Below are 23067 nucleotides of genomic sequence, written 5' to 3'. Positions count from 1 at the left end.
AGAATACTCTTGATAAACACAACCAAACCCATAAGAATAAGCTATTCGATTATTTGCTTTCAGGAGCCAGGATGACTCACGACACTGAACTAAGCGAACTGATGCAGGCTGTAGCTAAAAAAAGCCTGCAGATTATGACCGATTTCAAAGAAAAACCCATCCCGATTTCATCGCTGGTCAGTCAATACATCGATCTCACGGAGCATTTCCAAAATTTGATTGCCGTCATTCTAAAAAATCCTGAAAAAGTATGGCAAATGCAGTTGAATTACCTAGAAGATGCCTTAAGTCTGGCTCAAGCACAATTTAATTATTGGCTTGAAGGAAAACCACTGCCTATTAACGATCAGCGTTTTAATGGGGAAGATTGGATAAACAATCCTTTTTTTAACTTGCTAAGCCAACATTATCTTTTGGCAAATGAGCATATGAATTCATTGCTGGAAAATATGGAATATGGTGACGAGAATCTGGCAAAAAGAGTACGTTTTTTCACCCGACAATATCTTGATGCTTTATCCCCAGCTAATTTTATTCACACGAATCCTCAGCTCATGGCAGAAACATTACAAAGTCATGGTAAAAACCTATTACGTGGATTACACAATTTGCTATCCGATGTTGAAGCAGGATCTTCCAGATTAATCATTAAAATGACTGATACGGAAGCATTTAAAATCGGTGAGAATCTGGCTACAACGCCTGGTAAAGTCATATTTCGCAATTCCATGATGGAGTTAATCCAATATTGCCCCAGAACAACAAAAGTAAAATCCATACCTTTACTTATCGTTCCTCCCTGGATTAATAAATACTACATTTTAGACTTAAGCCCGCATAATTCATTAATACGCTGGTTGGTCGAACAAGGGATTACTGTTTTTATTATCTCCTGGGTCAACCCTGACGAAACGTATGCCAATAAAAGCTTCTATGATTATTTAAATGAAGGCCCCAGAGAAGCCATTGCAGTAATTCAAAAACAATTGCGTGTTAAACAAGTCAATACGCTGGGATTCTGTATAGGCGGGACACTTCTGGCTTCTCTTTTAGCCTACAATAAGGCAACTAAGGATCATTCCATTCGCAGTGCAACCTTTTTAGCGGCAATGATTGATTTCAGTGATCCTGGGGACATCGCTGTTTTTATTGATGAGCAGCAGATTAATAAACTTGAAGAAGAAATGAAATCCAAAGGTTATCTGGCTGGCAAATTTATGGCGTCCAGCTTTAATTCCTTAAGGGCAAATGACCTAATATGGTCATTTTTCATCAAAAATTACCTGCGCGGTAAAAGCCCTGTTCCTTTTGACATACTCTATTGGAATGCTGATTCAACTAATATGCCTGCAACCATGCATTCTCAATATTTACGTTGGATGTATTTGCATAATAACTTGATAAAACCTGGAAAAATTCGCCTTAATCATATCCCTATTGACGTAACAAATATCGACATACCCACTTTCTTTCTGTCTACTCAAAAAGATCATATCGCTCCCTGGAAAACAACATATAAAGGATTTGAATTAATGAAGGGGCCAAAACGTTTTGTTTTAGGTGGATCTGGACATATTGCAGGAATTATTAATCCGCCAACCCAGCAAAAATATGGTTATAGAACCAATAACAGCATGGATTTATCTGCTGAGCAATGGTTTGAAAAATCCAAGGAACACTCCGGTTCATGGTGGCCAGAATGGTTAAATTGGCTTAAATTGCATTCCGGAAGACTCATCAATTCCCCTGATATCAATCACTTGCCATTCGCACCGATAATGGATGCTCCAGGGAGTTATGTACTAAAAAAATAATATTTTGAACTCAATAACCATACATTAAAACATAAAAGGAGTTGTATTGTGAGAAAAAAAAACAGGATACTTTTGGCAAGTTTATTCTTGCTAGGCAGCCTGAATGCCTTTGCTGCTCAAGATCTGACGGTTGTTAATACGTCCGATGATCTGGGATATGTGACAATAGGATCCTATTCCTGTGAATTGACTTCCAGTTGTGCTATTCCCCCTGATAATTCGATTCATATTAACTCTGATATCTTAGAAGCAGCTTGTGCGAATACTTCCGCTGATTGTGAAATTGTTTTTGGGGTTGACAGTATAAAAGCAAGAATCGCGACCGGAAGCTTTAGTTTGAATGAGGGGATACAATACATCGCCCAATCTCGTTGGCTGAATTATTCTGCTAAGCGTTTATCCAAAACCGTGGCTGAAATCTATAAAAGATAATTCGATTTATTCCCTGCTGATGTCCTGGTTGAAGTACACAGCAATAGCCAGGACAAGGTGCAATGACATGGATTGATTAAGATAAATCATAAACACAGGGATCTGATTTTCTCCACCAGCTCTCTGTTCTTGCCAAAATCAGAATACCCCATGGTGGCACTTGAAATAACATTCCCATCCGCATGGATGCATAGCCAATCAACAAAATGGAAAAAGGGGCTTTGTCTATACCCCACCAGAAAGGATGCCTCCTGTTTCTGGATTTTCAATTCCGGGATCTTGCGTTCAATGCATGCTACCAATTGAGGCATACTCTCAACCTTCAAAGGAGCAATATAGTGAGAATCCGATTCATTAACCAGGCTACTTACCCAGTTTGGCTTATCATCTGGCAATTGCCCCTCAACTAACCCTTTCGGCATTTCTCGAAAATTGATTTGAGGAAATAAATAAAGAATGACAACAAGGGCTAAAATAAGGGCTAATACTATCCATATTAATTTCATTTATACTGTTTCCATGGTTTCTTTCTGTTCTAAAAATTGCTTTTCAAGCGTTATATAATCAATTTTTCCTGAAGGCAGGACAGGAATTTGGCATGCCGGATAAATCATATGAGGAACCAGCAATTCTGATTGCCCTCTCTCCTTAACCTTTTTTATAAATGATACTTTATCTGCATACTCTGCTTCAGTAAATAAGAAAATTTGCTCCCCCTTTCTTGGAGATTTTTGCACAACAGCGGCATGTAATAATTCAGGCCAAATTGAGGCTGCAATTCCTTCCACCGCTGTAAGAGATACCATTTCACCAGCAATCTTGGCAAAACGTTTGGCGCGACCTGCTATAGTAATGAATCCATCCGCATTCACGGTGACGATATCTCCCGTATCATGCCAACCATCTTCAGGTTCTATAATTACTCCAGGTTTATCCTCATCAAGATAACCTAACATGATATTGGGTCCGCATAATTTTAAACGCCCGCCTTGTACAATTCCCTCTACTGGTTCTACTTTGAAATCCATAAAAGGTAAAATCATTCCGACACTACCCGGTACTGATGCCAAAGGACAATTAAGCGATATGACTGGCGATGCCTCAGTAGCACCATAGCCTTCATAAATTCTTGCCCCAAACGCTTCGCTCCAGTATCTAATGGTTTCCGGTTTCACTTTCTCGGCGCCAGCGAAGATATAGCGGACGCTGTTGAAATCATGTTTGCCCGCGGCCCTTGCATAACCTGTTAAAAAAGTATCTGTGCCAAACAAAATAGTAGCCCTTGTTTGATAAATCAATCCAGGAATTACCTTATAATGAAGAGGGGAAGGGTAGAAAAAACAATTCAAACCATTAACCAAAGGAAGCACACTTCCTGCTGTAAGGCCAAAACAATGGAATATAGGTAAGGAATTAAATAAAACATCTCGTGGAGTAAAGTCGACTCTGGAAGTCATTTGCCAACAATTAGCCAATATATTGGCATGACTAAGAGCAACCCCTTTGGGTTTTCCCTCAGAACCAGAGGTAAACAGGATTATGCCTGTTGTATCAGAGGATATTTTGTCACCAAGAAAACGGTAGCTTAGAGTAGGAAAGAAGCCTTTGAATATCCCGGAAAGCTTGTTACCTAAATGAATGGTTGATTTAAAATCTTCTAAATAATGAATTCTTATACCCGCCTGTTGGAACTCTTCTACCAAGGGTTCTAATTTGGCGGTTTCTATGAATTGTCTTGCGGTATAAATTGATTTAATTCTTGCTGTATTACAAGCTGAATATAAGTTATAAAAACCCATGCTAAAATTTAACATGGCAGGTATTCGTCTATAAGCTTGTAAAGCAAAAAAAGTGACCATGCCAGCTATAGTAGTCGGCATCATTACTCCAACAGTTTCGCCTACAGCCGTTTGCTTTTTAATTTGGCGCCCCAGAATAAAACAACGAGCCAAGAACTGTCTGTAAGTTAATGGAATACGATTATTGTCTTCTATTTTAGTTTTGTTTTTAGTTCCTATACTTACTCCTTCAATTAAAGCAGAAAATAAAACATATGGCTTAAAACTATTGGCGAATGATAAATCGCTTATTAGTTGAAATAAACGTAAACTGATACCTTCTCTGTCGACACCTGTATTTTCAGCTTGACTCAATTTTTGAGCAGGTAATATATGAAGAGTAATTTTCGGAAAAATCCGTATTCGATGTTTATTTTTGCTATTAGAAAAAATACTGTGCTCCGCCCCTTCAATACGAACAGGGATTACCTCGGCGCCAACCCTTTGGAGTATCAATCCAGGTCCTTCAAAGACCTTTAAGCTGTCTTCCTGCTGTCTTAATAACCCTTGTGGAAATAGAAGACAACGCTTGCCAGCCCGTATTGCTCTTATTAAAATTCTTGTTGCCTGAGCGCTGCCTGGATCAACTACTATGACATCAGCGAAAAATAATAACGTTTTTACCCATATTTTTTTAAACATATCAGGATGTAAAGCTAAAGTTAATCGTTCGGGTAAAAATACAGAAAGGAGTAACACATCAATTATAGAAGCCCTGTTGGCAATAATGACAGAATGACTGTTCGCCTGATATTGTCCTTTAACCTCTATGCGAAACCATTTCTCCAGAAAAATTTTTATCCATGCCCTAGCCCGCTGTTTTTGTTTTCCCTTCCAGGTCAAATTTTCCTCATTTGTTTTTGTCATCATGTCGCATCAGTTATCTCTATATTGACTTTTATTCTGCAAGATTCAAAACGATTTGAATAGATAGGTTTATGAATCATGTTGATTTCATTTAAAAAATTTAAGCGAAAGCAACATCTGTTTTTATGATAATTTACCCGGAATATTGAGAGAAGGCTTGCGAGTCCTTAATTCCTGTAATAAAGTGAGGGGCATCTTTACTTTAACACAAAAAACCATTAAGACATTCTGTTTCATTTTAGCCATATTAGTTTTAATTATTTTCGCAGTGGTCTTTCATAATCATTCGTTAGAGATCATTGATTATATAGACGATCTGGGTTGGCTTGCCCCTGTTCTTTTCTTGATCACCTACTGCCTCGCGACTTTATTGCTTTTACCCACAATGGTATTAACTCTGGCTGGAGGAGCTGTGTTTGGGCCTGTATTTGGTACCTTGCTTAATTTATTGGGCGCCACTAGCGGCGCTGCGTTGGCATTTCTGATAACAAGACACCTGGTTTACGATTGGTTCTCAACCAAAAAGGGTGAAAAACTAAACAAATTGATTGCCGGGGTAGATGAGAAAGGTTGGGTTTTTGTGGCTTTCTTGCGATTGTTTCCAATAGTCCCTTTTAACCTGGTCAACTATGGCTTAGGAGTAACTGGCATATCATTTCGTCTTTATTTGCTAACTACTTTTATTTTTCTAATTCCTGCAGAAATTATTTATACCTATTTTGGATACGTCGGCATGGATGCTCTGACAAGGCCAGGCCATTTATATAGGAATGGTGGAATTTTTCTAACTGGATTAGCGATTTTCTTTTTACTTGTTATCAGAATAATGAAAAAAAGATAGTTGTTTTTTCAATTAATAAAAATTTATCAAGACTCATCCTGATTTAATAAAAAGATCAACTTATCGATAATTGGATGATTGACTTCAAAAATAATGTTATCCAGGGAGAGCACCCTTCTGATACCCTGCAGACTATTAGTTAAAAAAACAGCATCGGCGTCCTCAATCCTCTTTTTCGTTAATGATATTTCCTGCACTGACATTTTGTGTTGCTGACAATGTGAAATGAGGCGTGCTCTGGTAATGCCGGGTAAGATCCCATCCTCTACTCGCGGGGTATACAAAATGTTATTTTCAATCAAGAATAAATTGGCACAAGTTGTTTCAGTAACATGATTCTCTGTGTTGAAAAATAAGGCATCATCTGCCCCAACCGCAATCGCTTGACGTTGAGCAATAATCGCCTCTAAATAATTCACTGATTTTAATTGATAAAGAGGATTGGCCTTATCCCTTAGCCAATTAATACTGATTAACCGAACAGGATGCTTTTGTATAGAATAATTAAAAGTCTGAAATATTAATTGGCTGACTTGTCCTCGTTCTGCCAAGCCTCTCGAAGCAGGACCACCACTCAAAATGGCTTTAATGCCACCATGGTACAGGTTATCTTTTTGGATTTTTTGAATAAGATGCTCAAACCAATCATCAAATGAAATTTCAAAAGGAATACCCAACTGACGAGCTGAATTGCCTAGTCTCTCCCAATGCATATAAGCAAAGGAAGGCTTGGAACTATTGACTCTAATTGTTTCAAATAATCCCTCACCTAAAAAAATTCGATCATCAATTCCAAATGATGGCGTCATATCTCCTTTGTCTTCAATAACACGAGTAGGCATTATGATCTCATAATTAATAATCTACAAAATCATCTAACTCATCTCGCAATCGCTTTTCCTCCAACATATTTTCCAGTCGTCTGCGCGCATCCAAACTGACACCGGGAGCTTCTATAATTTCAGTATCCACTTCAACATCATCAAAATCGTCGACAACTTCAATTACTTCTTCTTCATCTTCTTCAAACAAGTCACTCATAACATTCCCTCAAAGAATTAAAAGTAACATTAAATAATTGCTTAAATGGAACAAGATTCCAGGACGGCTATATACCTTATTTTTAATTTTTTGCATAGTATTTTTTAATTATTTTATGTTATAAACTTATCGCATCGCGCATTTATAATCACCCAATGCATAAAACAACATATTGATACCTGGAAACACTTGAACTTTAAGCCTAATCCATCTAATAATAAAAAAGAATATTAGTGATACCAAATCATGTCAGACCAATATAAAGTTGCTCTAAGAAATACCATAAAACAGGTAAGATCCAAGCTTTCTGTACCCTACAGAACAGCATCTTCCAATCAAATTTGTACTCGTATCCGCTCGCTGGAACAATACAGGCAAGCAAAACGAATAGCCTTGTACTTTGCCGTTAATGGAGAAGTTGATTTAACGTTTCTCTGGAAAAGCGCGCCCCTCCAGGGGAAGTATTGTTATTTTCCGGTATTAAATAATGATTCCACTCTTTCTTTTTTACCAGCCACCCCCAGCACCCCTTTTAAAACGAATAAATACGATATCCCGGAACCGGACGTTGATATTGAGTTGGCCTTGCCTATTGATGAATTAGACTTGATTATCATGCCTCTGGTTGCTTTTGATGCACACTGTACTCGTTTGGGTATGGGCTCAGGCTACTATGATCGCACCTTGGCTAATAAATCAAAAGCGCATCTCTTAGGAGTCGCCTACCAATTTCAAAGGGTTGATTACATAGAACCACGCCCTTGGGATGTTCCCCTGGATGCCGTAATAACTCAAAAAGCTATTTATTGGCGAAATCCCTTGGCCTAAAATGACATTCTATAGAGCGTCTGTACCGACTTCCCCGGTTCTAACCCTCACTACCTGTTCCAAAGCATAAACAAAAATCTTGCCATCACCAATTTTACCAGTGTAGGCGGACTTGCAAATAGCTTCTATAGCTGCTTCAACCATATTATCTGGCAATGCCAGTTCAATTTTAATTTTAGGGAGGAAGTCTACCACGTACTCCGCCCCTCGATATAATTCGGTATGACCTTTTTGACGCCCAAATCCTCGAGTTTCAGATATAGTAATTCCTGGCACTCCTATTTCCATTAAAGCTTCATGTACATCATCCAGTTTAAATGGTTTGATAATTGCGGTGATCATTTTCATATTTTTTTCCATCACGTTAAATGCAGAGCCACCCATGATATTTCTAACACACAATTTTTATGTTATTGCTTTTCAAGACATCTTGGGTATAGTTGTAATCCAACAGTTTTGCTAGACTGTATTCAAAAATAATCCGGAGCCACCATGTTTGACCCCAAGCAATTTGATGAATTAGCTAATAAGCTTTTCGCTACTTTACCTACGAGTCTACAAAATTTTGAAAAAGACATTCAACAAAAATTTAAAGAAGTACTGCAATCAACATTCAGCCGAATGGACCTTGTTACCCGTGAAGAATTTGATGTGCAATGTAAGGTACTTGCCAGAACTCGAGAAAAACTGGAGCAATTGCAGCACCAGCTTGAAGACTTCATTAAACGGCAAGAAGTTAAAAATAATAAATAATAACTATTAGTCGTCCATAGGAAATGGGATCGACTTAAGTCCAACATAATAAGGAAAAAATCTTATGAATCTCGCATTTACCAAAACGCGAAGCACTATTGGTATTGTCGCACAACCAGTATCTGTGGAAGTCCATTTATCAAATGGATTACCAGGTTTTACTATGGTAGGACTTGCTGAAACAGCAGTGAAAGAAAGTAAAGACCGAGTGCGCAGCGCTATTATAAATAGCCAATTCGAATTTCCATGCCGTAAAATTACCGTTAATCTTGGCCCTGCCAATTTACCTAAAACGGGAAGTGGCTTTGACTTGCCTATTGCACTAGGGATACTCGCAGCATCGGAACAAATTCCTCTCACCAACCTTGCAAACCACGAATTTATTGGAGAATTGGCTTTAAGCGGCGAGCTTAGAGGGGTTTCTGCCATTATACCTGCTGTTCTTGCCGCTCATAAAGACAATCAACATCTGATTATAGCGAATGCAAATGCTGCCGAAGCTTCTTTAACCGGCCATCCAAAAGTCTTTACTGCCAATAACTTACGCGAAGTTTGTGATTATCTATGCCAGGGTACTTCTTTACAGAACTTACCTCCCAAACCAGATCTTTTATTAAATAACCATGAATTGGATTGGTCTGATATTAAGGGGCAACATCATGCCAAAAATGCTATGGTCATTGCTGCCTGTGGGGGACACAGTATTCTCCTAAGTGGCGCACCAGGCAGTGGAAAAACGATGATGGCAAAAAGATTTAGTACCTTGCTACCTGAACTATCCGAAACACAAGCTCTCGAATGCGCAGCCATTAATTCAATTCGAGGCAAATTACCTGATTTCAGGGAATGGCGTTTGCCTCCTTTTCGTGCACCACATCATACTGCTTCACCTGTCGCTTTAGTCGGAGGAGGCAACCCGCCGAAACCCGGTGAAATTTCATTAGCCCATCACGGCGTATTATTTTTAGATGAATTACCTGAATTTAATCGGCAAGTATTAGAGACACTTAGAGAACCTTTGGAGTCAGGGCATATTTGCATTTCCAGGGCAGCTGCACAAATAGAGTTTCCTGCCAAATTTCAATTAATTGCAGCAATGAATCCTTGCCCTTGTGGCCAATGGGGTAATTCACAAGCCAATTGCTTATGTACTCCTGATAGAATCAGCCGCTATTTGGCAAAACTTTCTGCTCCATTATTAGATAGAATCGATATGCAGGTTACAATTCACGCATTATCTCAAGAGGAGTTAATTAAACCCAATACCCATTTAGAAAAACAAAGTCCTGCTATTAGAGAAAAGGTAACAAAGATGCATGAAATACAAATGGCACGACAAGATAGTCTCAATGCCAATTTAAATTCCAAAACATGCGAAATGGTTTGCGAATTGGGATCAGAAGAACAATTGTTTCTCCGAGAGGTGATGAGTAAACTGAAACTGTCTGCTCGTGGTTACCATCGCTTACTAAAAGTAAGCAGGACAATTGCTGATATGAGTGAATGTAATAAGGTCATGCTAAACCATCTGCAACAGGCGTTATCCTATAAACAAATCTTGCATTTGCCTAAATAAAATTTCTTCTCAAGTATTGGGGTGTATAAAAAATCAATTCCGTATTAATCATATATACCTAAGTTGTCCTATAATTATACATAAATATAAATTACGGGGCCATCATGAGAAGCATACGACTCTTATTTCCTTGCATTTTATTAATGATACCATGGCAATTTGCAACAGCTAATAGACCTACTGATAATGCGCTAGCGATTATAAAATCATGCTATGATGAATCAGTAAACCTCAGCAATGAGTTTACTCCCTGCGTTACCAAAAAACTCAAAACTATGCCTAACGCAGAGAATTTTCAATTGATTATGAATTTTAAAACTGACGAAAAAGGCACGAATGAACGAATACCAGTCTTTATGGTCGATAAAACAGGGTATATGTATTACTGTATAGTAACCACAGGAAAAACTTTAATCATAAATGCTTGTGCCGGAGAACAGGGAAAACCGCTGACGCAAGGTCAAATGTTATCCATCGATCTACCTGAATAATTTTGCGGTTTCCTATCTATTGCTCAACGTGGTTAATCATGCGTCTTGCAGTATGAGTAGAATATATTACCCAAGAGAATAAAAGCATAATGCATGACAGAATATAGAGAAACCTAACTCGCTATCAGCGATTCAAGGATAGCCATTCTTGCATAAACACCGTTAGTAACCTGTTGTAAAATACAAGATTGGTTGCCATCAGCCACTTCACTATCAATTTCAACCCCGCGATTCATAGGCCCAGGGTGCATAACCATAGCGTCAGGTTTTGCATAAGACAGACTTTTTTGAGTAAGTGCAAAATTGTTTCTATAAAAATCCAAATCCAAATGATCATCTTGCAGCAAACGTTCCTTTTGAACTCGCAGGCAAATTACCACATCCGCACCTTCCAGACCTTCATTGAGATTATCAGTAACCCGTCCAAAGTGCACTTGTGATGGTTGCCAAATCTCTGGAGAAATCAAAACCAACTCACCAACCCCTAATTTACTGCAAATGCATTGGAAAGAATTAGCAACACGTGAATGTTTAATATTTCCCAAAATAGCAATTTTTAATTTATCTAATCGCTTTTTTTGTTCAATAATTGTCACCATATCCAGTATCGCTTGGCTTGGATGAGCATGAGTTCCATCACCTGCATTTATTATATTAACTGTATCACCTAACTTATTAGCTAAATTTTGCTGCAGCCCATCTTGCTTATGGCGAATTACAAAATACTGGATACCCATAGCGGCTAGCGTTCTGATGGTATCTTCAATGGCTTCGCCTTTAGTTTCTGATGAGGTCTGAAGATCCAGATTCACTACAGACATTGCCAGATGGCGCTCTGCTAACTCAAAGCTGATGCGGGTTCGGGTACTGTTTTCATAAAATAAATTAGCAATAATACTTTGGGAATAAGAAGGGTATTGCTTTGTATGTTTAAAATATAAAGCTCGTTGCAATAAGGATTCAATTTGTTCAGATGACAATTGACTAATTTCAAGAAAATGCTTCATGTTCCCCCGCCAAATTTCATTTTACGCCAAAAGAAAAATACTCTTTGAGTTATTCCGATTGTTGCAACCACTGCTCCAGTATAACACAAGCTGCTATACTATCTACCTCGGCTTTTTTAATCTGGCGATATCCCCCCTGCTCAAACAAATACCCTCTTGCCTCTACTGTTGAAAGTCGTTCATCGACTAAATGCACAGGTAAAGAAAACCGCTTGTGCAATTGCTTTGCAAAACGACGAGCAGCTGATGTTGTATACAATTCACGGTCATCAATACAGGTAGGAAGACCTACAATTAAAGCTTGTGGATTCCATTGGGTTATCACTTTTTGAATGGTATTCCAATCAGGGATTCCGGCTTTAGCTTCTATAGTAGATAAGGGAGAGGCACTACAAGTTAGCCGCTGTCCTACAGCGACTCCTATGCGTTTATACCCGAAATCAAAACCTAAATACACACCTCTAGGCATGGCCAGCATCAGAAGAGAGTTGATTCATTTTGATGCCCAGCGTTAATCCCGCGTATTCCCAACGCTCTTCAAAGGGCACTTCATAAAGAATTTCAGATTTATAGGGACAAACTAGCCACGTGTTACTCATAATTTCTCTTTCCAATTGCTGCTCTGTCCAGGCAGCATAACCTAAAGTAATTAATACATCTTTAGGTCCTTCGTCATAAGCTATGGCACGAATGATATCATTTGAGGTAGTAACCGTCACTTCATCTTGCAAAAACAAACTGGAACGCCACCCGCCCATTTGTTTATGAATAACAAATCCTCTTTCTGGTTGTACTGGTCCGCCAAACAATAAAGGCAACCCATTTTTTTCTACTCGAATAGGTTCAATTTGCAATTGCTCAAAAACAATAGATAGTGGAAACTGTAAAGGTCTGTTAATAATTAAACCAACTGACCCTTGCTCATTATGCTCGCACAAATAGACCACTGACCTTTCAAAGTTTGGATCTTTTAAGGAAGGCATGGCAATCAATAGGTGATTGGCCAGTGAACTGATAATTGCCATAAGAAGTCCCCCCCAAAATTATCTCCGCTCACTTTAATTATACACTATTAATGATTTTAATTTTATCATTTTGTTTTTAATTTAATCTACCCATGATGGCATGAGCTCACAATACCGAATTATGATGATTTTCATGGCTTAAAGATGCTTACGAGAAGCTCCAGGATCAAGGCAAAAATATTTTTAATGAAGGGATTAAGAGTTAGTTAATCAGTAAATCCTGGCTTATTCTCCAGTTCAGGGAAGAAAAGCTCATTAAGAGAAGTCCAAGTAAAATGATTATGAAACGCATTTCCATCATTTTATTTGGTGGTCCCAGAAGGGGTGGATTTTACAACTGATACCTTAATGTACAAAGTTGAATTTTGAGAAAAAGGCCTTCCAGCTGTATAAGAAGTTGAAGAAGAATCGGTATTTTGAACCCCCTCTGCTGTACCTAATGGAACCCATTTATTCAATGGCGCCATGATCGTAGTATCTATTTGTTGATTATCAAATTGTTGATCACTCTCTACATTTTCCTGCTCTCGCACTCTTCTCACCGTCAATTTGACCTGTGATCCTTGCAAAACAGGGTGTACTAGCAAACCGTTTTGGATATTATGCTGCTCATAAGATACTCCTGTGGCTAAAAGACCAACACCAACTGAAGTAACTACTGGTACTTGTTCACCGGTCGCAACAAAAGCGGATTCCCCACTCATAACTTTAACGGATTGACTGCGCTGGACTTCGTATTGTGGTTGTGTGCTGTAAACGACATCATTCCCATCCTGTGAGCTTAACCATTCAGGATCCCCTTGATAAACAGTAATATTAAAAACAACAGGAGGAACATCTATTTTATGTAATACGTTTCTGATTTGCGTTAAAGTTTGGGGACTCACATTAACAATTAGTGTTTGCCCTGAACCACTTACTTTCTCATCAGTCTGCAATAATGGCTGGATTAACTGAATAACCTTATCTGCTTGCAAATAATTCAATTCGATAACCTTGGTTATCATCTGCTGGGAAAAAGCGTTGCCAGAAATTAATAATATCACTAATAGCCATCGCTTAATCATAGAAACACTCCTGTTGTTTCAATTTAATTATAAAATCCTTTATTGAATTGTAGCACTAATAGGACTCAAAAGGTTACAAATAGCCCCCTTTAATCCCTAATCTGTATTCACTCTAGATAAGTAGTAGTTTTGTTCCTCAAAAAGTTTAGGTATAATCCTTAAAATCTGTTATCCGAGATCAAAAATTATGGGTAGTATATTCAATATGTTCGGGCCATCACCAATAAAGCCCATTGAACAACACATACGTAAAGCACATCAGTGTGCCAAGCAATTGTACCCTTTTTTTGAAGCGGTGCTCAAAAACGATTGGGATACTGCAAACAAGATCAAGGATAAAATCATCTCTATTGAAAAAGAAGCGGATCTAATTAAACGTGATTTGCGTCTTCATCTTCCTACTGGCTTATTTTTACCAGTCGCCCGCACAGATATATTAGAACTGCTCAGTGCTCAAGATAGAATTGCCAATAAAGCAGAAGATATAGCTGCTTTAATTATAAGCAGACAAATGAGCATACCTAAAAAATTAATTCCGTCTTTTATGCCTTTTTTAAGCCGATGTCTTGATGCCTCTAAACAAGCCTGTACAGCGATTAATGAATTAGATGAATTGCTTGAAACCGGATTCAGGGGCAGCGAAGTCAAAATCGTTGAAGAAATGATAGTAAAATTAGACGAAATTGAACATGACTGTGATGAAAGACTGGCGGACATTAGGCACAAAATCTTCGAATTAGAAAAGGAACTCCCAGCTATAGATGTAATTTTTCTATACAAACTGGTCCAATGGATTGGCGAATTGGCTGACCATGCCCAGACAGTTGGTGGTCGACTTCAAATTCTAATTGCCCGGTAGTTATCACTCATGGATTATTCAATTTACCTACTTTTTGCTGCTCTTATTCTTTGTTTTCTTATGACCTGGGGGGTCGGTGCCAATGATTTGGCTAATGTCATGAGTACCACTATGGGCTCAAAGGCAGTTACCGTCCGTCAAGCCATGCTTATCGCCATCATTTTCGAATTTGCAGGCGCTTTTTTAGGGGGTGAAGGTGTCACTGAAACCATGCGTGATGGGATTATCAATACCAGTCAACTCTCTAATGAACCATTAATCCTCATCGAAGGCATGCTGTGCGTTTTGTTTGCCTGCACAATATGGATGAATCTTGCGAGTTATCTGGGGGTCCCTGTTTCGATAACCAACGCATTAGTAGGCTCGATGGTTGGTTTTGGCACTATAGTCTTGGGTCCTGACGCAATACATTGGAACCAGGTAGCGCGAATCGCTATTGGATGGATTTCATCTCCGTTGATTTCAGGGATTACGGCCTACGCTTTGTTCATTAGTATACAGCAAACCATATTTGTAAAAAGTAACCCGTTGACTAAAGCTAAGCTATATATTCCTATTTATCTTTTTTTGATTGGTTTTATATTATCTTTTATCACTGTATTTAAAGGACTTAACCATTTTGATATTCACTTGAATTTAAAGCAAGATTTGGCGGTGACTCTGGCCACCAGTATAATAATTACAATTCTGGGTATGATCTTTATTAAGCGTATTCCTGAATACCATAAAATAAGACGCAGGGAACGATTTATTCAGGTAGAGAAGTATTTTGCTGTGCTCATGGCAATGACGGCATGCGCTATGGCTTTCGCTCATGGCTCCAACGATGTTGCCCTGGCTGTTGGACCATTAAGTATTGTGCACAGCCTGGTCATGCATTCCAATCAAATATTTGACGCAGATAACTACCCTTCCTGGATTATTTTATTAGGTTGCGTCGGAGTAGTAACTGGTTTCCTTATGTATGGAAGAAAAGTCATTGAAACCGTAGGAAGTTCTATCACTGCTTTAACGCCCAGCCGTGCATTTGCTGCAACACTTTCTGCAGCAACTACCGTAGTTGTTGCAACCAGCACCGGAATCCCTGTTTCGGCGACTCAAACTCTGGTTGGTGCCGTTTTAGGTGTAGGTTTGGCAAGAGGTATCGGCGCTTTGAATCTCATTGTAATCCGTAATATCTTTATGTCATGGGTACTGACATTACCCGCAGCCTCCATGCTAACGATCTTATCCTATAAACTTTTACATGCTTTGTTGGGATAATCCTCATTGCCTATCAGCTCATCATAGGCAATGGATTGCCTAAATTTCAACGCCTACTGTAATATGAAAATGAATTGAATATCCTTTAAAATATAAATTCTCAGGCAAACCATATGCTTTTCTCAATCTTGCCAAAGAGGATGCCTCCACTATAATGGCATAATATTTTTTTAATTCTAAATTTGCCTTAATAATATTCTTAATTTTAAAGCGATGCTCTTGATCTAACTCTTTTGGATTAATTGTTGTATTTTCTTCTGGATAGATAATACTAATATGAGCACCGATGGATTCATTACCAAAATAATCAGGTTTACGGATCTGCTCATTTTGTAAGAGTGGAAATAGTTCGTGGATCCATTCATCATGAATCTTAAGATAAGTTAATTGATTTTGAGAAAGGGCTACTTTCCCAATTGATTTAAGCTGCATAGCCTTATTTAATAAAGCAGGATTATTTAGTGCAGAATGGATGGATTTTTCATCTTTATCTTTACTAATACAATAAAGACCTGTCATTTCTGCTACTAGGTCTTGATTAACATGCTAGCAGCTTACCAAGATAGTTATAGGTGAGAAACTCTTAAAACTCTTCCCAAATTTCACTTTGATCGATCTTGTAGTCTTTATCGTCTCTCATTTTGAAGATGCGCTGATGCTTTTTAATTTCTTGCAATTGCGATGCTGATTTTTTATGTGTCGCATCAAATTCATATAAAAACTTATCGTAAGGACTGACATAAGCTTTATTTATATCATCTGTGTTCATACTCAATCCAAAATAACTTTATTTAAAAAATATATTTTATCGTTTTTTTATCTAAGTTACCATTAATCTTCTTTCAAGTAAGATAATAGGCTATATCATGAATTTAAAAAAGGCAGAATTACACGTACATCTAGAAGGAACTATTTCCCCAGAACTCGCCAAAAAACTAGCAAAAAGAAATCAATTAACTCTCCCTAATGGTCTTATTGCACCAGATGAAAAAAGTTACTTATCAAAAGACTTTCTCGATTTTCTTAAGGTTTATGATACGCTGGCATCCGTAATTAAAAATCCACAAGATTATTATGATATTACCTTTGATTATCTTAAATCGAACGCTCAAGAACATGCTATCTACATTGAAATGATGTACTCTCCGGACCATGCCGAGCAATCCAGTGGAATTCCTTCAAAAGAGCATTTAGCAGCAATTCAACAGGCTATTGATGATGCTAAAAGTCAATTTGATATTGTTGGACGTATTATTATCACTGCAGTACGCCATTTTGGCGTAGAAGCATGCGAACGCGTCGCAAAACAGGCTTCTATAGATAAATTTCCTTGTGTAACAGGATTTGGATTAGGAGGAGATGAAGCAAAATTTCCTCCTCAATTGTTTACCAAAGCTTATCAGATAGCAGCAGACTCCGGATTGGAATGCACCGTTCATGCCGGCGAATTTGATTCAGCCAAAGGAATGGAAGAAGCAATGAAAACTCTGCCAATTAAAAGAATTGGGCATGGGGTTCGAGTGATTGACTCACCTGACATTATGGCCATGGTTAAAGACCAGGGTATTGCATTGGAAGTGTGCCCAACCAGTAACATATTTTTGGGATTATTCAAAGACATGAATAGCCACCCTTTTCCAAAGCTTTATGAAGCAGGGATTAAAGTCAGTATTAATTCCGATGATCCTCCTTTTATGAGCACTACACTTGCTCAAGAATACAAAAGAGTTCAAAAAGCTTATGGCTATAACAATGACACAATGAATAATATTACGCGTATGGCTATTGAAGCTGCTTTTGTTGATGAAAAAACCCGGAAAGAACTTTTAACAAAATTAGAACAATAATCTCAGTCTTATATTCCTGTTGTCAGTACTAAGTCCCTGCTGACTTGAGGCGATAACGATACTGTTATATTTTTACAGGTTGGTGTTGATACATGGCTTAAACACCAACCATAACTAAAACCATCTGGTTGAAATTAAAAAATATTTTAGTTTTTTATAAAATTCAGTTTAATCCCTTGGTAGACCAAGTACGACCTGCTACTATTATTTTATTTTCCTATTAATTGACTATGAAAACAAAACATTTTGACCTTATAGTTCTTGGAGGAGGAAGTGGCGGAATAGCTAGTGCTGTTCGTGCTGCTCAGTATGGAGCCAAAGTAGCAGTTATTGAACAAAACCACTTGGGAGGGACCTGCGTGAATTTAGGATGTGTCCCCAAAAAAATTATGTACAATGCTTCATCAATTGCAGAAACACTCCATAAATCTCCTGATTACGGTTTTTTCCTGGAAAATAATGCCAAGTTAGATTGGAAGCGACTAGTGAATAAACGCAATGCGTATATTGAACGTTTAAGAGAAAATTATGAGAAACGATTTTCACAGCACAAAATTACTCTGATTCAAGGTAAGGGCATTTTCCACGATCAAAGTTCTATCACGATAGATCATACTATTTATCAAGCAGAACATATTATTATTGCAACTGGCAGTGAGCCAGCTCTACCAGCAATTAATGGCATTAAGCATGCTATTGATTCTGATGGTTTCTTTTCATTAACCAAATTACCAGCTAAGGTAGCTGTTATTGGTAGCGGTTACATAGGTGTTGAATTAGCAGGAATCCTTAACTCTCTTGGTAGTGAAACTCACTTATTAATGAGAGGTACACGGCCACTGAGTCGCTTTGATCATATGATTGGCGATACTTTAATGGAAATTATGCAAAAACAAGGAATCTGTATTCATCAAAACCATAAAGCCCAAGCTATCCATCTCCATAGCGACGGCAGAAAAAGTATTTTGTGCCAAAGTGGCTCTATTATTGAAAATATTGATGTCATTATATCTGCTGTAGGTCGAAAACCGCGGACTGGCAATTTAAATCTTGATAAAATAAACGTTAACATGGATGACAAAGGATTAATCCTGGTTGATGCATTCCAAAATACATCGGTTAAAGGTATTTATGCTATTGGCGATGTCACTAATGCTCCCGCACTAACTCCCGTTGCAATAGCGGCAGGGAGGCGTTTGGCAGACCGAATTTTCGGGAATCAACCTGATGCCTGCTTAAATTATGATAATATTTGTTCAGTAGTGTTCTCTCATCCTCCATCTGGTTCTGTCGGTTTAACCGAGCATGAAGCCATTGAAAAATATGGTAAGAATAAAATTAAAATATATCAAACCCGTTTCATCCCTATGTATGATGCCTTGAGTATTGATAAAACCCCTACTGCGATGAAATTGGTTACCTTGGGTAAAAAGGAAAAGATTATTGGTTTACATGTCGTCGGATACAGCGCCGATGAAATGCTACAAGGCTTTGGGGTTGCCATAAAAATGGGCGCATGTAAAAAGGACTTCGATAATACAATTGCAATTCATCCAACCAGTGCTGAAGAATTTGTAACTATGGTGTAAATATACATGAACTATTCCATTCGTAAATTTGAAGACAAGTATCCTGAATTAGGTGAACGAGTTTATATTGATCCGCAATCCACTGTCATTGGTAACGTAACCCTGGGAGATGACGTATCCGTATGGCCTATGGCTGTTATTCGTGGTGATGTCAATTATATTCAAATAGGCCATTCCTGCAGTATTCAAGACGGTGCTGTGCTGCATGTTACTCATGATGGTCCTTATACTCCAGGCGGTAGGCCATTAATTTTAGGGCAAGGAATCACGGTAGGGCACAAAGCTCTATTACACGCCTGCACTATCAATGATTACTGTTTAATTGGCATGGGATCTATAATTTTAGACTCAGCGCACATACAAAAACATGTCATGATTGCTGCAGGAAGCATTGTACCTCCGGGAAAAATACTCCAAAGTGGATATTTGTATTTGGGAAGCCCGGTTCAAGCCGTCAGAAAATTAACTGCAAAAGAGATAGAACAAATTGAATATTCTGCAGGGCATTATATAAGGTTAAAGAATAAGTATCTTACATATTAGGTTACGAGCTACTCATTTTTCTTATCCACATATTACTTTTGATAAATTAAAAAAAGAAATCAAGCCATTTAAACTCAACTTATGACTTAAAGAGCCAGTGAAGTAACGAGTATTTGATGTAGAAAAGACGATGTAATTTATTTTATAAATAAAAAAAGCGGCTTGAGAGCCGCTATAAGGAATAAAACCCTGGCGATGACCTACTTTCGCATGAGGAAGCCTCACACTATCATTGGCGCGGAAATGTTTCACTTCTGAGTTCGAGATGGTATCAGGTGGTTCCAAATCGCTATAGTCGCCAGGAAAACTGGTTTACCTGAGGCTTTGATTGCTTTATTAAGCCACAGGTTTGGTAAAGAGTCAGAGTTTACACGATACTTATCAGGTATACAAATCAATATCATATTCTGAAGTTACTCAGATTATATGGTCAAGACAATCAGCCAATTAGTACAAGTTAGCTTCACGCATTACTGCGCTTCCACACCTTGCCTATCAACGTCGTAGTCTTCAACGGGCTTCATGGGAAAACTCATCTTGAGGGAGGCTTCCCGCTTAGATGCTTTCAGCGGTTATCCCGTCCGAACTTAGCTACCCGGCCATGCCACTGGCGTGACAACCGGTGCACCAGAGGTTCGTCCACTCCGGTCCTCTCGTACTAGGAGCAGCTCCTCTCAATTTTCCTACGCCCACGGCAGATAGGGACCGAACTGTCTCACGACGTTCTAAACCCAGCTCGCGTACCACTTTAAATGGCGAACAGCCATACCCTTGGGACCTGCTTCAGCCCCAGGATGTGATGAGCCGACATCGAGGTGCCAAACACCGCCGTCGATATGAACTCTTGGGCGGTATCAGCCTGTTATCCCCGGAGTACCTTTTATCCGTTGAGCGATGGCCCTTCCATTCAGAACCACCGGATCACTAAGACCAACTTTCGTTCCTGCTCGAGCCGTCACTCTCGCAGTCAAGCACCCTTTTGCCTTTACACTCTTGGTACGATGTCCGACCGTACCGAGGGTACCTTTGTGCTCCTCCGTTACTCTTTGGGAGGAGACCGCCCCAGTCAAACTACCCATCATACACTGTCCTCATCCAGGATTACTGGACCAAGTTAGAACCTCAATAACAACAGGGTGGTATTTCAAGGGCGGCTCCATGAGAACTAGCGTCCTCACTTCACAGCCTCCCACCTATCCTACACAGTCATCATCAAAGTCCAGTGCAAAACTATAGTAAAGGTTCACGGGGTCTTTCCGTCTAGCCGCGGGTACACTGCATCTTCACAGCGATTTCAATTTCACTGAGTCTCGGGTGGAGACAGTGTGGCCATCGTTACGCCATTCGTGCAGGTCGGAACTTACCCGACAAGGAATTTCGCTACCTTAGGACCGTTATAGTTACGGCCGCCGTTTACCGGGGCTTCGATCAAGAGCTTCTCCGAAGATAACCCCATCAATTAACCTTCCGGCACCGGGCAGGCGTCACACCCTATACGTCTTCTTACGAATTTGCAGAGTGCTGTGTTTTTAATAAACAGTCGCAGCCACCTGGTCTCTGCGGCCCTCTCCAGCTCTGAAAGTAAATCCCATCACCAGAAAGGGCGTACCTTCTCCCGAAGTTACGGTACCATTTTGCCTAGTTCCTTCACCCGAGTTCTCTCAAGCGCCTTAGTATTCTCTACCTGTCCACCTGTGTCGGTTTGCGGTACGGTTCTCTATAAGTTATGGCTAGCAGCTTTTCCTGGAAGCCGGGCATCAATGACTTCTCTGTACCAAAAGGTCAGAACCACTTCGCACCTCAGAGTTATGGAAAACCGGATTTGCCAAGTCTTCCCCCCTACATGCAAGTACCAGGACAACCAACGCCTGGCTCACCTAGCCTTCTTCGTCCCCACTTCACCACTTATAAAAAGTCCAGGAATATTAACCTGGTTCCCATCGACTACGCTCTTCAGCCTCGCCTTAGGGGCCGACTCACCCTGCTCCGATTAACGTCGTGCAGGAAACCTGGGACTTCCGGCGTGTGGGCTTTTCACCCACATTATCGTTACTCATGTCAGCATTCGCACTTCTGATACCTCCAGCACACTTCTCAATGCACCTTCATCAGCCTACAGAACGCTCCCCTACCACGTGCGCCTTCGCGCACATCCGCAGCTTCGGTGACTAGTTTTAGCCCCGTTACATCTTCCGCGCAGGCCGACTCGACCAGTGAGCTATTACGCTTTCTTTAAAGGGTGGCTGCTTCTAAGCCAACCTCCTGGCTGTCTATGCCTTCCCACATCGTTTCCCACTTAACTAGTACTTGGGGACCTTAGCTGGCGGTCTGGGTTGTTTCCCTCTCCACGACGGACGTTAGCACCCGCCGTGTGTCTCCCGTGATTCAATTAGCCGGTATTCGGAGTTTGCATCGGTTTGGTAAGCCATGACAGCCCCCTAGCCGAAACAGTGCTCTACCCCCAGTAATCATTCACGAGGCGCTACCTAAATAGCTTTCGGGGAGAACCAGCTATCTCCGGGCTTGATTAGCCTTTCACTCCTAGCCACACGTCATCCGATAATTTTTCAACATTACCCGGTTCGGACCTCCAGTTGGTGTTACCCAACCTTCATCCTGCACATGGCTAGATCGCCCGGTTTCGGGTCTACTCCCAGCGACTATCGCCCTATTCAGACTCGATTTCTCTACGGCTCCCTTATTCAGTTAACCTCGCCACTGAAAGTAACTCGCTGACCCATTATACAAAAGGTACGCAGTCACACAGCCTAAACCATGCTCCCACTGCTTGTACGCAAACGGTTTCAGATTCTATTTCACTCCCCTCTCCGGGGTTCTTTTCACCTTTCCCTCACGGTACTGGTTCACTATCGGTCAGTAAGTAGTATTTAGCCTTGGATGATGGTCCACCCATCTTCAACCAGGATTTCACGTGTCCCGGCCTACTTGTTCGCGTGCCTAGTTCCTCATCAAACCTTCGTATACGGGGCTTTCACCCTCTATCGCCAACTTTCCCAAATTGTTCTACTCAGTTCAATAATAAATCACGCCAGGCTCCTCCCCGTTCGCTCGCCGCTACTTGGAGAATCTCTCTTGATTTCTTTTCCTTCGGGTACTTAGATGTTTCAGTTCCCCGAGTTCGCCTTTGCATCCTATGTATTCAAATGCAAATGACCGCATCGCTGCAGCCGGGTTCCCCCATTCGGACATCTATGGCTCATCGCTCGTTTCCAGCTCCCCATAGCTTTTCGCAGGATTCCACGTCCTTCTTCGCCTCTTACTGCCAAGGCATCCACCGTTTGCGCTTCTCTTCTTGACCATATAATCTCAATCACCTCAAAATCACATGATGCATATACCAATCGCTTGTGTTACCTCTTCTTCTT

The 23067-nt window shown here is 39.8% G+C and carries 23 protein-coding genes and 2 rRNA genes; 12 read left to right on the top strand and 13 right to left on the bottom strand.

The annotated features are described in order from the left end of the window. Positions 1-71 precede the first annotated feature (71 nt). Both LPG_RS02965 and LPG_RS02960 read left to right on the top strand, forming a co-directional pair. Positions 72-1814 (top strand): PHA/PHB synthase family protein, encoded by a 1743-nt coding sequence (locus LPG_RS02965; protein ID WP_015444777.1) that lies wholly within the window; start codon positions 72-74, stop codon positions 1812-1814. Positions 1815-1862: 48 nt separating this feature from the next. Then, positions 1863-2246: a hypothetical protein gene (locus LPG_RS02960; protein ID WP_014326639.1), complete on the top strand. Its 384-nt coding sequence runs from the start codon at positions 1863-1865 to the stop codon at positions 2244-2246. Positions 2247-2332: 86 nt separating this feature from the next. Here the strand turns inward: LPG_RS02960 and LPG_RS02955 are convergent, their stop codons facing one another. Next, positions 2333-2752, bottom strand: coding sequence for a DUF1499 domain-containing protein (locus LPG_RS02955; protein ID WP_010946335.1), 420 nt, complete (start codon positions 2750-2752; stop codon positions 2333-2335). Further along, positions 2753-4954 (bottom strand): AMP-binding protein, encoded by a 2202-nt coding sequence (locus LPG_RS02950; RefSeq protein WP_010946334.1) that lies wholly within the window; start codon positions 4952-4954, stop codon positions 2753-2755. It lies immediately after the preceding gene. A gap of 154 nt (positions 4955-5108) precedes the next feature. On the opposite strand from LPG_RS02950, the gene LPG_RS02945 reads away from it, so the two are divergent. After that, positions 5109-5792, top strand: a complete 684-nt coding sequence (locus LPG_RS02945) for a TVP38/TMEM64 family protein (RefSeq protein WP_015444780.1) — start codon at positions 5109-5111, stop codon at positions 5790-5792. A gap of 26 nt (positions 5793-5818) precedes the next feature. On the opposite strand, the gene LPG_RS02940 is transcribed toward LPG_RS02945, so the two are convergent. Both LPG_RS02940 and LPG_RS02935 read right to left on the bottom strand, forming a co-directional pair. Continuing rightward, positions 5819-6634 (bottom strand): aminotransferase class IV, encoded by an 816-nt coding sequence (locus LPG_RS02940; RefSeq protein WP_010946332.1) that lies wholly within the window; start codon positions 6632-6634, stop codon positions 5819-5821. A 13-nt stretch (positions 6635-6647) separates the two neighbouring features. Beyond that, the gene (locus LPG_RS02935; RefSeq protein ID WP_010946331.1) at positions 6648-6833 is read right to left on the bottom strand and encodes a PA3496 family putative envelope integrity protein; all 186 of its coding nucleotides are present in this window, start codon (positions 6831-6833) and stop codon (positions 6648-6650) included. Between the two features lie 246 nt (positions 6834-7079). On the opposite strand from LPG_RS02935, the gene LPG_RS02930 reads away from it, so the two are divergent. Beyond that, positions 7080-7661 (top strand): 5-formyltetrahydrofolate cyclo-ligase, encoded by a 582-nt coding sequence (locus LPG_RS02930; protein ID WP_010946330.1) that lies wholly within the window; start codon positions 7080-7082, stop codon positions 7659-7661. 9 nt (positions 7662-7670) lie between these two features. Here the strand turns inward: LPG_RS02930 and LPG_RS02925 are convergent, their stop codons facing one another. Next, complete coding sequence (locus tag LPG_RS02925) at positions 7671-8009, bottom strand: P-II family nitrogen regulator (protein ID WP_011213200.1); 339 nt, start codon at positions 8007-8009, stop codon at positions 7671-7673. Between the two features lie 144 nt (positions 8010-8153). On the opposite strand from LPG_RS02925, the gene ubiK reads away from it, so the two are divergent. The 3 genes from ubiK to LPG_RS02910 all read left to right on the top strand — a co-directional run bounded on the left by ubiK (position 8154) and on the right by LPG_RS02910 (position 10481). Next, complete coding sequence (gene ubiK, locus LPG_RS02920) at positions 8154-8414, top strand: ubiquinone biosynthesis accessory factor UbiK (protein WP_010946328.1); 261 nt, start codon at positions 8154-8156, stop codon at positions 8412-8414. A gap of 64 nt (positions 8415-8478) precedes the next feature. Further along, positions 8479-9990: a YifB family Mg chelatase-like AAA ATPase gene (locus LPG_RS02915; RefSeq protein ID WP_010946327.1), complete on the top strand. Its 1512-nt coding sequence runs from the start codon at positions 8479-8481 to the stop codon at positions 9988-9990. Between the two features lie 104 nt (positions 9991-10094). After that, positions 10095-10481 (top strand): hypothetical protein, encoded by a 387-nt coding sequence (locus tag LPG_RS02910; RefSeq protein WP_010946326.1) that lies wholly within the window; start codon positions 10095-10097, stop codon positions 10479-10481. A gap of 113 nt (positions 10482-10594) precedes the next feature. Here LPG_RS02910 and LPG_RS02905 read toward each other — a convergent pair whose 3' ends face one another. The 4 genes from LPG_RS02905 to LPG_RS02890 all read right to left on the bottom strand — a co-directional run bounded on the left by LPG_RS02905 (position 10595) and on the right by LPG_RS02890 (position 13580). Continuing rightward, entirely contained in the window at positions 10595-11488 is an 894-nt protein-coding gene (locus tag LPG_RS02905) for an aspartate carbamoyltransferase catalytic subunit (protein WP_010946325.1), read from the bottom strand. Between the two features lie 49 nt (positions 11489-11537). Next, positions 11538-11957 carry a Holliday junction resolvase RuvX gene (gene ruvX, locus LPG_RS02900; protein WP_016356737.1) on the bottom strand — a complete coding sequence of 140 codons (420 nt, stop codon included), beginning with the start codon at positions 11955-11957 and terminating at the stop codon, positions 11538-11540. Continuing rightward, complete coding sequence (locus tag LPG_RS02895) at positions 11950-12513, bottom strand: YqgE/AlgH family protein (protein WP_010946323.1); 564 nt, start codon at positions 12511-12513, stop codon at positions 11950-11952. Before LPG_RS02895 ends, ruvX begins: the two co-directional genes overlap by 8 nt. A gap of 302 nt (positions 12514-12815) precedes the next feature. Next, positions 12816-13580, bottom strand: coding sequence for a hypothetical protein (locus tag LPG_RS02890; protein WP_010946322.1), 765 nt, complete (start codon positions 13578-13580; stop codon positions 12816-12818). A 187-nt stretch (positions 13581-13767) separates the two neighbouring features. Between LPG_RS02890 and LPG_RS02885 the strand changes: the two genes are divergently transcribed. Both LPG_RS02885 and LPG_RS02880 read left to right on the top strand, forming a co-directional pair. Then, complete coding sequence (locus tag LPG_RS02885) at positions 13768-14439, top strand: TIGR00153 family protein (RefSeq protein ID WP_010946321.1); 672 nt, start codon at positions 13768-13770, stop codon at positions 14437-14439. A 9-nt stretch (positions 14440-14448) separates the two neighbouring features. After that, on the top strand, positions 14449-15702 hold the full coding sequence (locus tag LPG_RS02880) for an inorganic phosphate transporter (protein ID WP_010946320.1): 1254 nt from the start codon (positions 14449-14451) through the stop codon (positions 15700-15702). Between the two features lie 39 nt (positions 15703-15741). On the opposite strand, the gene LPG_RS02875 is transcribed toward LPG_RS02880, so the two are convergent. Both LPG_RS02875 and LPG_RS02870 read right to left on the bottom strand, forming a co-directional pair. Next, positions 15742-16221, bottom strand: coding sequence for a hypothetical protein (locus LPG_RS02875; RefSeq protein WP_010946319.1), 480 nt, complete (start codon positions 16219-16221; stop codon positions 15742-15744). A 64-nt stretch (positions 16222-16285) separates the two neighbouring features. Beyond that, the gene (locus tag LPG_RS02870; protein WP_010946318.1) at positions 16286-16471 is read right to left on the bottom strand and encodes a CBU_0585 family protein; all 186 of its coding nucleotides are present in this window, start codon (positions 16469-16471) and stop codon (positions 16286-16288) included. A 97-nt stretch (positions 16472-16568) separates the two neighbouring features. Here LPG_RS02870 and LPG_RS02865 point away from each other — a divergent pair, with 97 nt between their 5' ends. From LPG_RS02865 to LPG_RS02855, 3 genes are all read left to right on the top strand, one after another. Next, positions 16569-17549 carry an adenosine deaminase gene (locus LPG_RS02865; protein ID WP_010946317.1) on the top strand — a complete coding sequence of 327 codons (981 nt, stop codon included), beginning with the start codon at positions 16569-16571 and terminating at the stop codon, positions 17547-17549. A gap of 230 nt (positions 17550-17779) precedes the next feature. After that, positions 17780-19138 (top strand): glutathione-disulfide reductase, encoded by a 1359-nt coding sequence (gene gorA / locus LPG_RS02860; protein ID WP_015444784.1) that lies wholly within the window; start codon positions 17780-17782, stop codon positions 19136-19138. Between the two features lie 6 nt (positions 19139-19144). Then, positions 19145-19681: a gamma carbonic anhydrase family protein gene (locus LPG_RS02855; RefSeq protein ID WP_010946314.1), complete on the top strand. Its 537-nt coding sequence runs from the start codon at positions 19145-19147 to the stop codon at positions 19679-19681. A 187-nt stretch (positions 19682-19868) separates the two neighbouring features. Here the strand turns inward: LPG_RS02855 and rrf are convergent. Continuing rightward, positions 19869-19984 (bottom strand): 5S ribosomal RNA (rrf, locus tag LPG_RS02850). 123 nt (positions 19985-20107) lie between these two features. Continuing rightward, a 23S ribosomal RNA gene (locus LPG_RS02845) occupies positions 20108-23000 on the bottom strand. Positions 23001-23067: the final 67 nt, after the last annotated feature.

This window comes from Legionella pneumophila subsp. pneumophila str. Philadelphia 1, from assembly GCF_000008485.1.
In the GTDB taxonomy this organism is placed as follows: Bacteria; Pseudomonadota; Gammaproteobacteria; order Legionellales; family Legionellaceae; genus Legionella; species Legionella pneumophila.
The sequence above is the reverse complement of the archived record's forward strand: the minus strand, read 5'-3'. Positions and strand labels throughout refer to the sequence as shown.

What these genes read in the sequence shown, in the direction of transcription:
- LPG_RS02930 (WP_010946330.1), top strand. Translation starts at nt 7,080, where the DNA reads ATGTCAGACCAATATAAAGTTGCTCTAAGAAATACCATAAAACAGGTA.
- LPG_RS02935 (WP_010946331.1), bottom strand. Translation starts at nt 6,833, where the DNA reads ATGAGTGACTTGTTTGAAGAAGATGAAGAAGAAGTAATTGAAGTTGTC.
- LPG_RS02890 (WP_010946322.1), bottom strand. Translation starts at nt 13,580, where the DNA reads ATGATTAAGCGATGGCTATTAGTGATATTATTAATTTCTGGCAACGCT.
- LPG_RS02885 (WP_010946321.1), top strand. Translation starts at nt 13,768, where the DNA reads ATGGGTAGTATATTCAATATGTTCGGGCCATCACCAATAAAGCCCATT.
- LPG_RS02905 (WP_010946325.1), bottom strand. Translation starts at nt 11,488, where the DNA reads ATGAAGCATTTTCTTGAAATTAGTCAATTGTCATCTGAACAAATTGAA.
- ubiK (WP_010946328.1), top strand. Translation starts at nt 8,154, where the DNA reads ATGTTTGACCCCAAGCAATTTGATGAATTAGCTAATAAGCTTTTCGCT.
- LPG_RS02965 (WP_015444777.1), top strand. Translation starts at nt 72, where the DNA reads ATGACTCACGACACTGAACTAAGCGAACTGATGCAGGCTGTAGCTAAA.
- ruvX (WP_016356737.1), bottom strand. Translation starts at nt 11,957, where the DNA reads ATGCCTAGAGGTGTGTATTTAGGTTTTGATTTCGGGTATAAACGCATA.
- LPG_RS02950 (WP_010946334.1), bottom strand. Translation starts at nt 4,954, where the DNA reads ATGATGACAAAAACAAATGAGGAAAATTTGACCTGGAAGGGAAAACAA.
- LPG_RS02910 (WP_010946326.1), top strand. Translation starts at nt 10,095, where the DNA reads ATGAGAAGCATACGACTCTTATTTCCTTGCATTTTATTAATGATACCA.
- LPG_RS02915 (WP_010946327.1), top strand. Translation starts at nt 8,479, where the DNA reads ATGAATCTCGCATTTACCAAAACGCGAAGCACTATTGGTATTGTCGCA.
- LPG_RS02955 (WP_010946335.1), bottom strand. Translation starts at nt 2,752, where the DNA reads ATGAAATTAATATGGATAGTATTAGCCCTTATTTTAGCCCTTGTTGTC.
- LPG_RS02895 (WP_010946323.1), bottom strand. Translation starts at nt 12,513, where the DNA reads ATGGCAATTATCAGTTCACTGGCCAATCACCTATTGATTGCCATGCCT.
- LPG_RS02870 (WP_010946318.1), bottom strand. Translation starts at nt 16,471, where the DNA reads ATGAACACAGATGATATAAATAAAGCTTATGTCAGTCCTTACGATAAG.
- LPG_RS02865 (WP_010946317.1), top strand. Translation starts at nt 16,569, where the DNA reads ATGAATTTAAAAAAGGCAGAATTACACGTACATCTAGAAGGAACTATT.
- LPG_RS02875 (WP_010946319.1), bottom strand. Translation starts at nt 16,221, where the DNA reads ATGACAGGTCTTTATTGTATTAGTAAAGATAAAGATGAAAAATCCATC.
- LPG_RS02880 (WP_010946320.1), top strand. Translation starts at nt 14,449, where the DNA reads ATGGATTATTCAATTTACCTACTTTTTGCTGCTCTTATTCTTTGTTTT.
- LPG_RS02855 (WP_010946314.1), top strand. Translation starts at nt 19,145, where the DNA reads ATGAACTATTCCATTCGTAAATTTGAAGACAAGTATCCTGAATTAGGT.
- LPG_RS02940 (WP_010946332.1), bottom strand. Translation starts at nt 6,634, where the DNA reads ATGCCTACTCGTGTTATTGAAGACAAAGGAGATATGACGCCATCATTT.
- gorA (WP_015444784.1), top strand. Translation starts at nt 17,780, where the DNA reads ATGAAAACAAAACATTTTGACCTTATAGTTCTTGGAGGAGGAAGTGGC.
- LPG_RS02925 (WP_011213200.1), bottom strand. Translation starts at nt 8,009, where the DNA reads ATGAAAATGATCACCGCAATTATCAAACCATTTAAACTGGATGATGTA.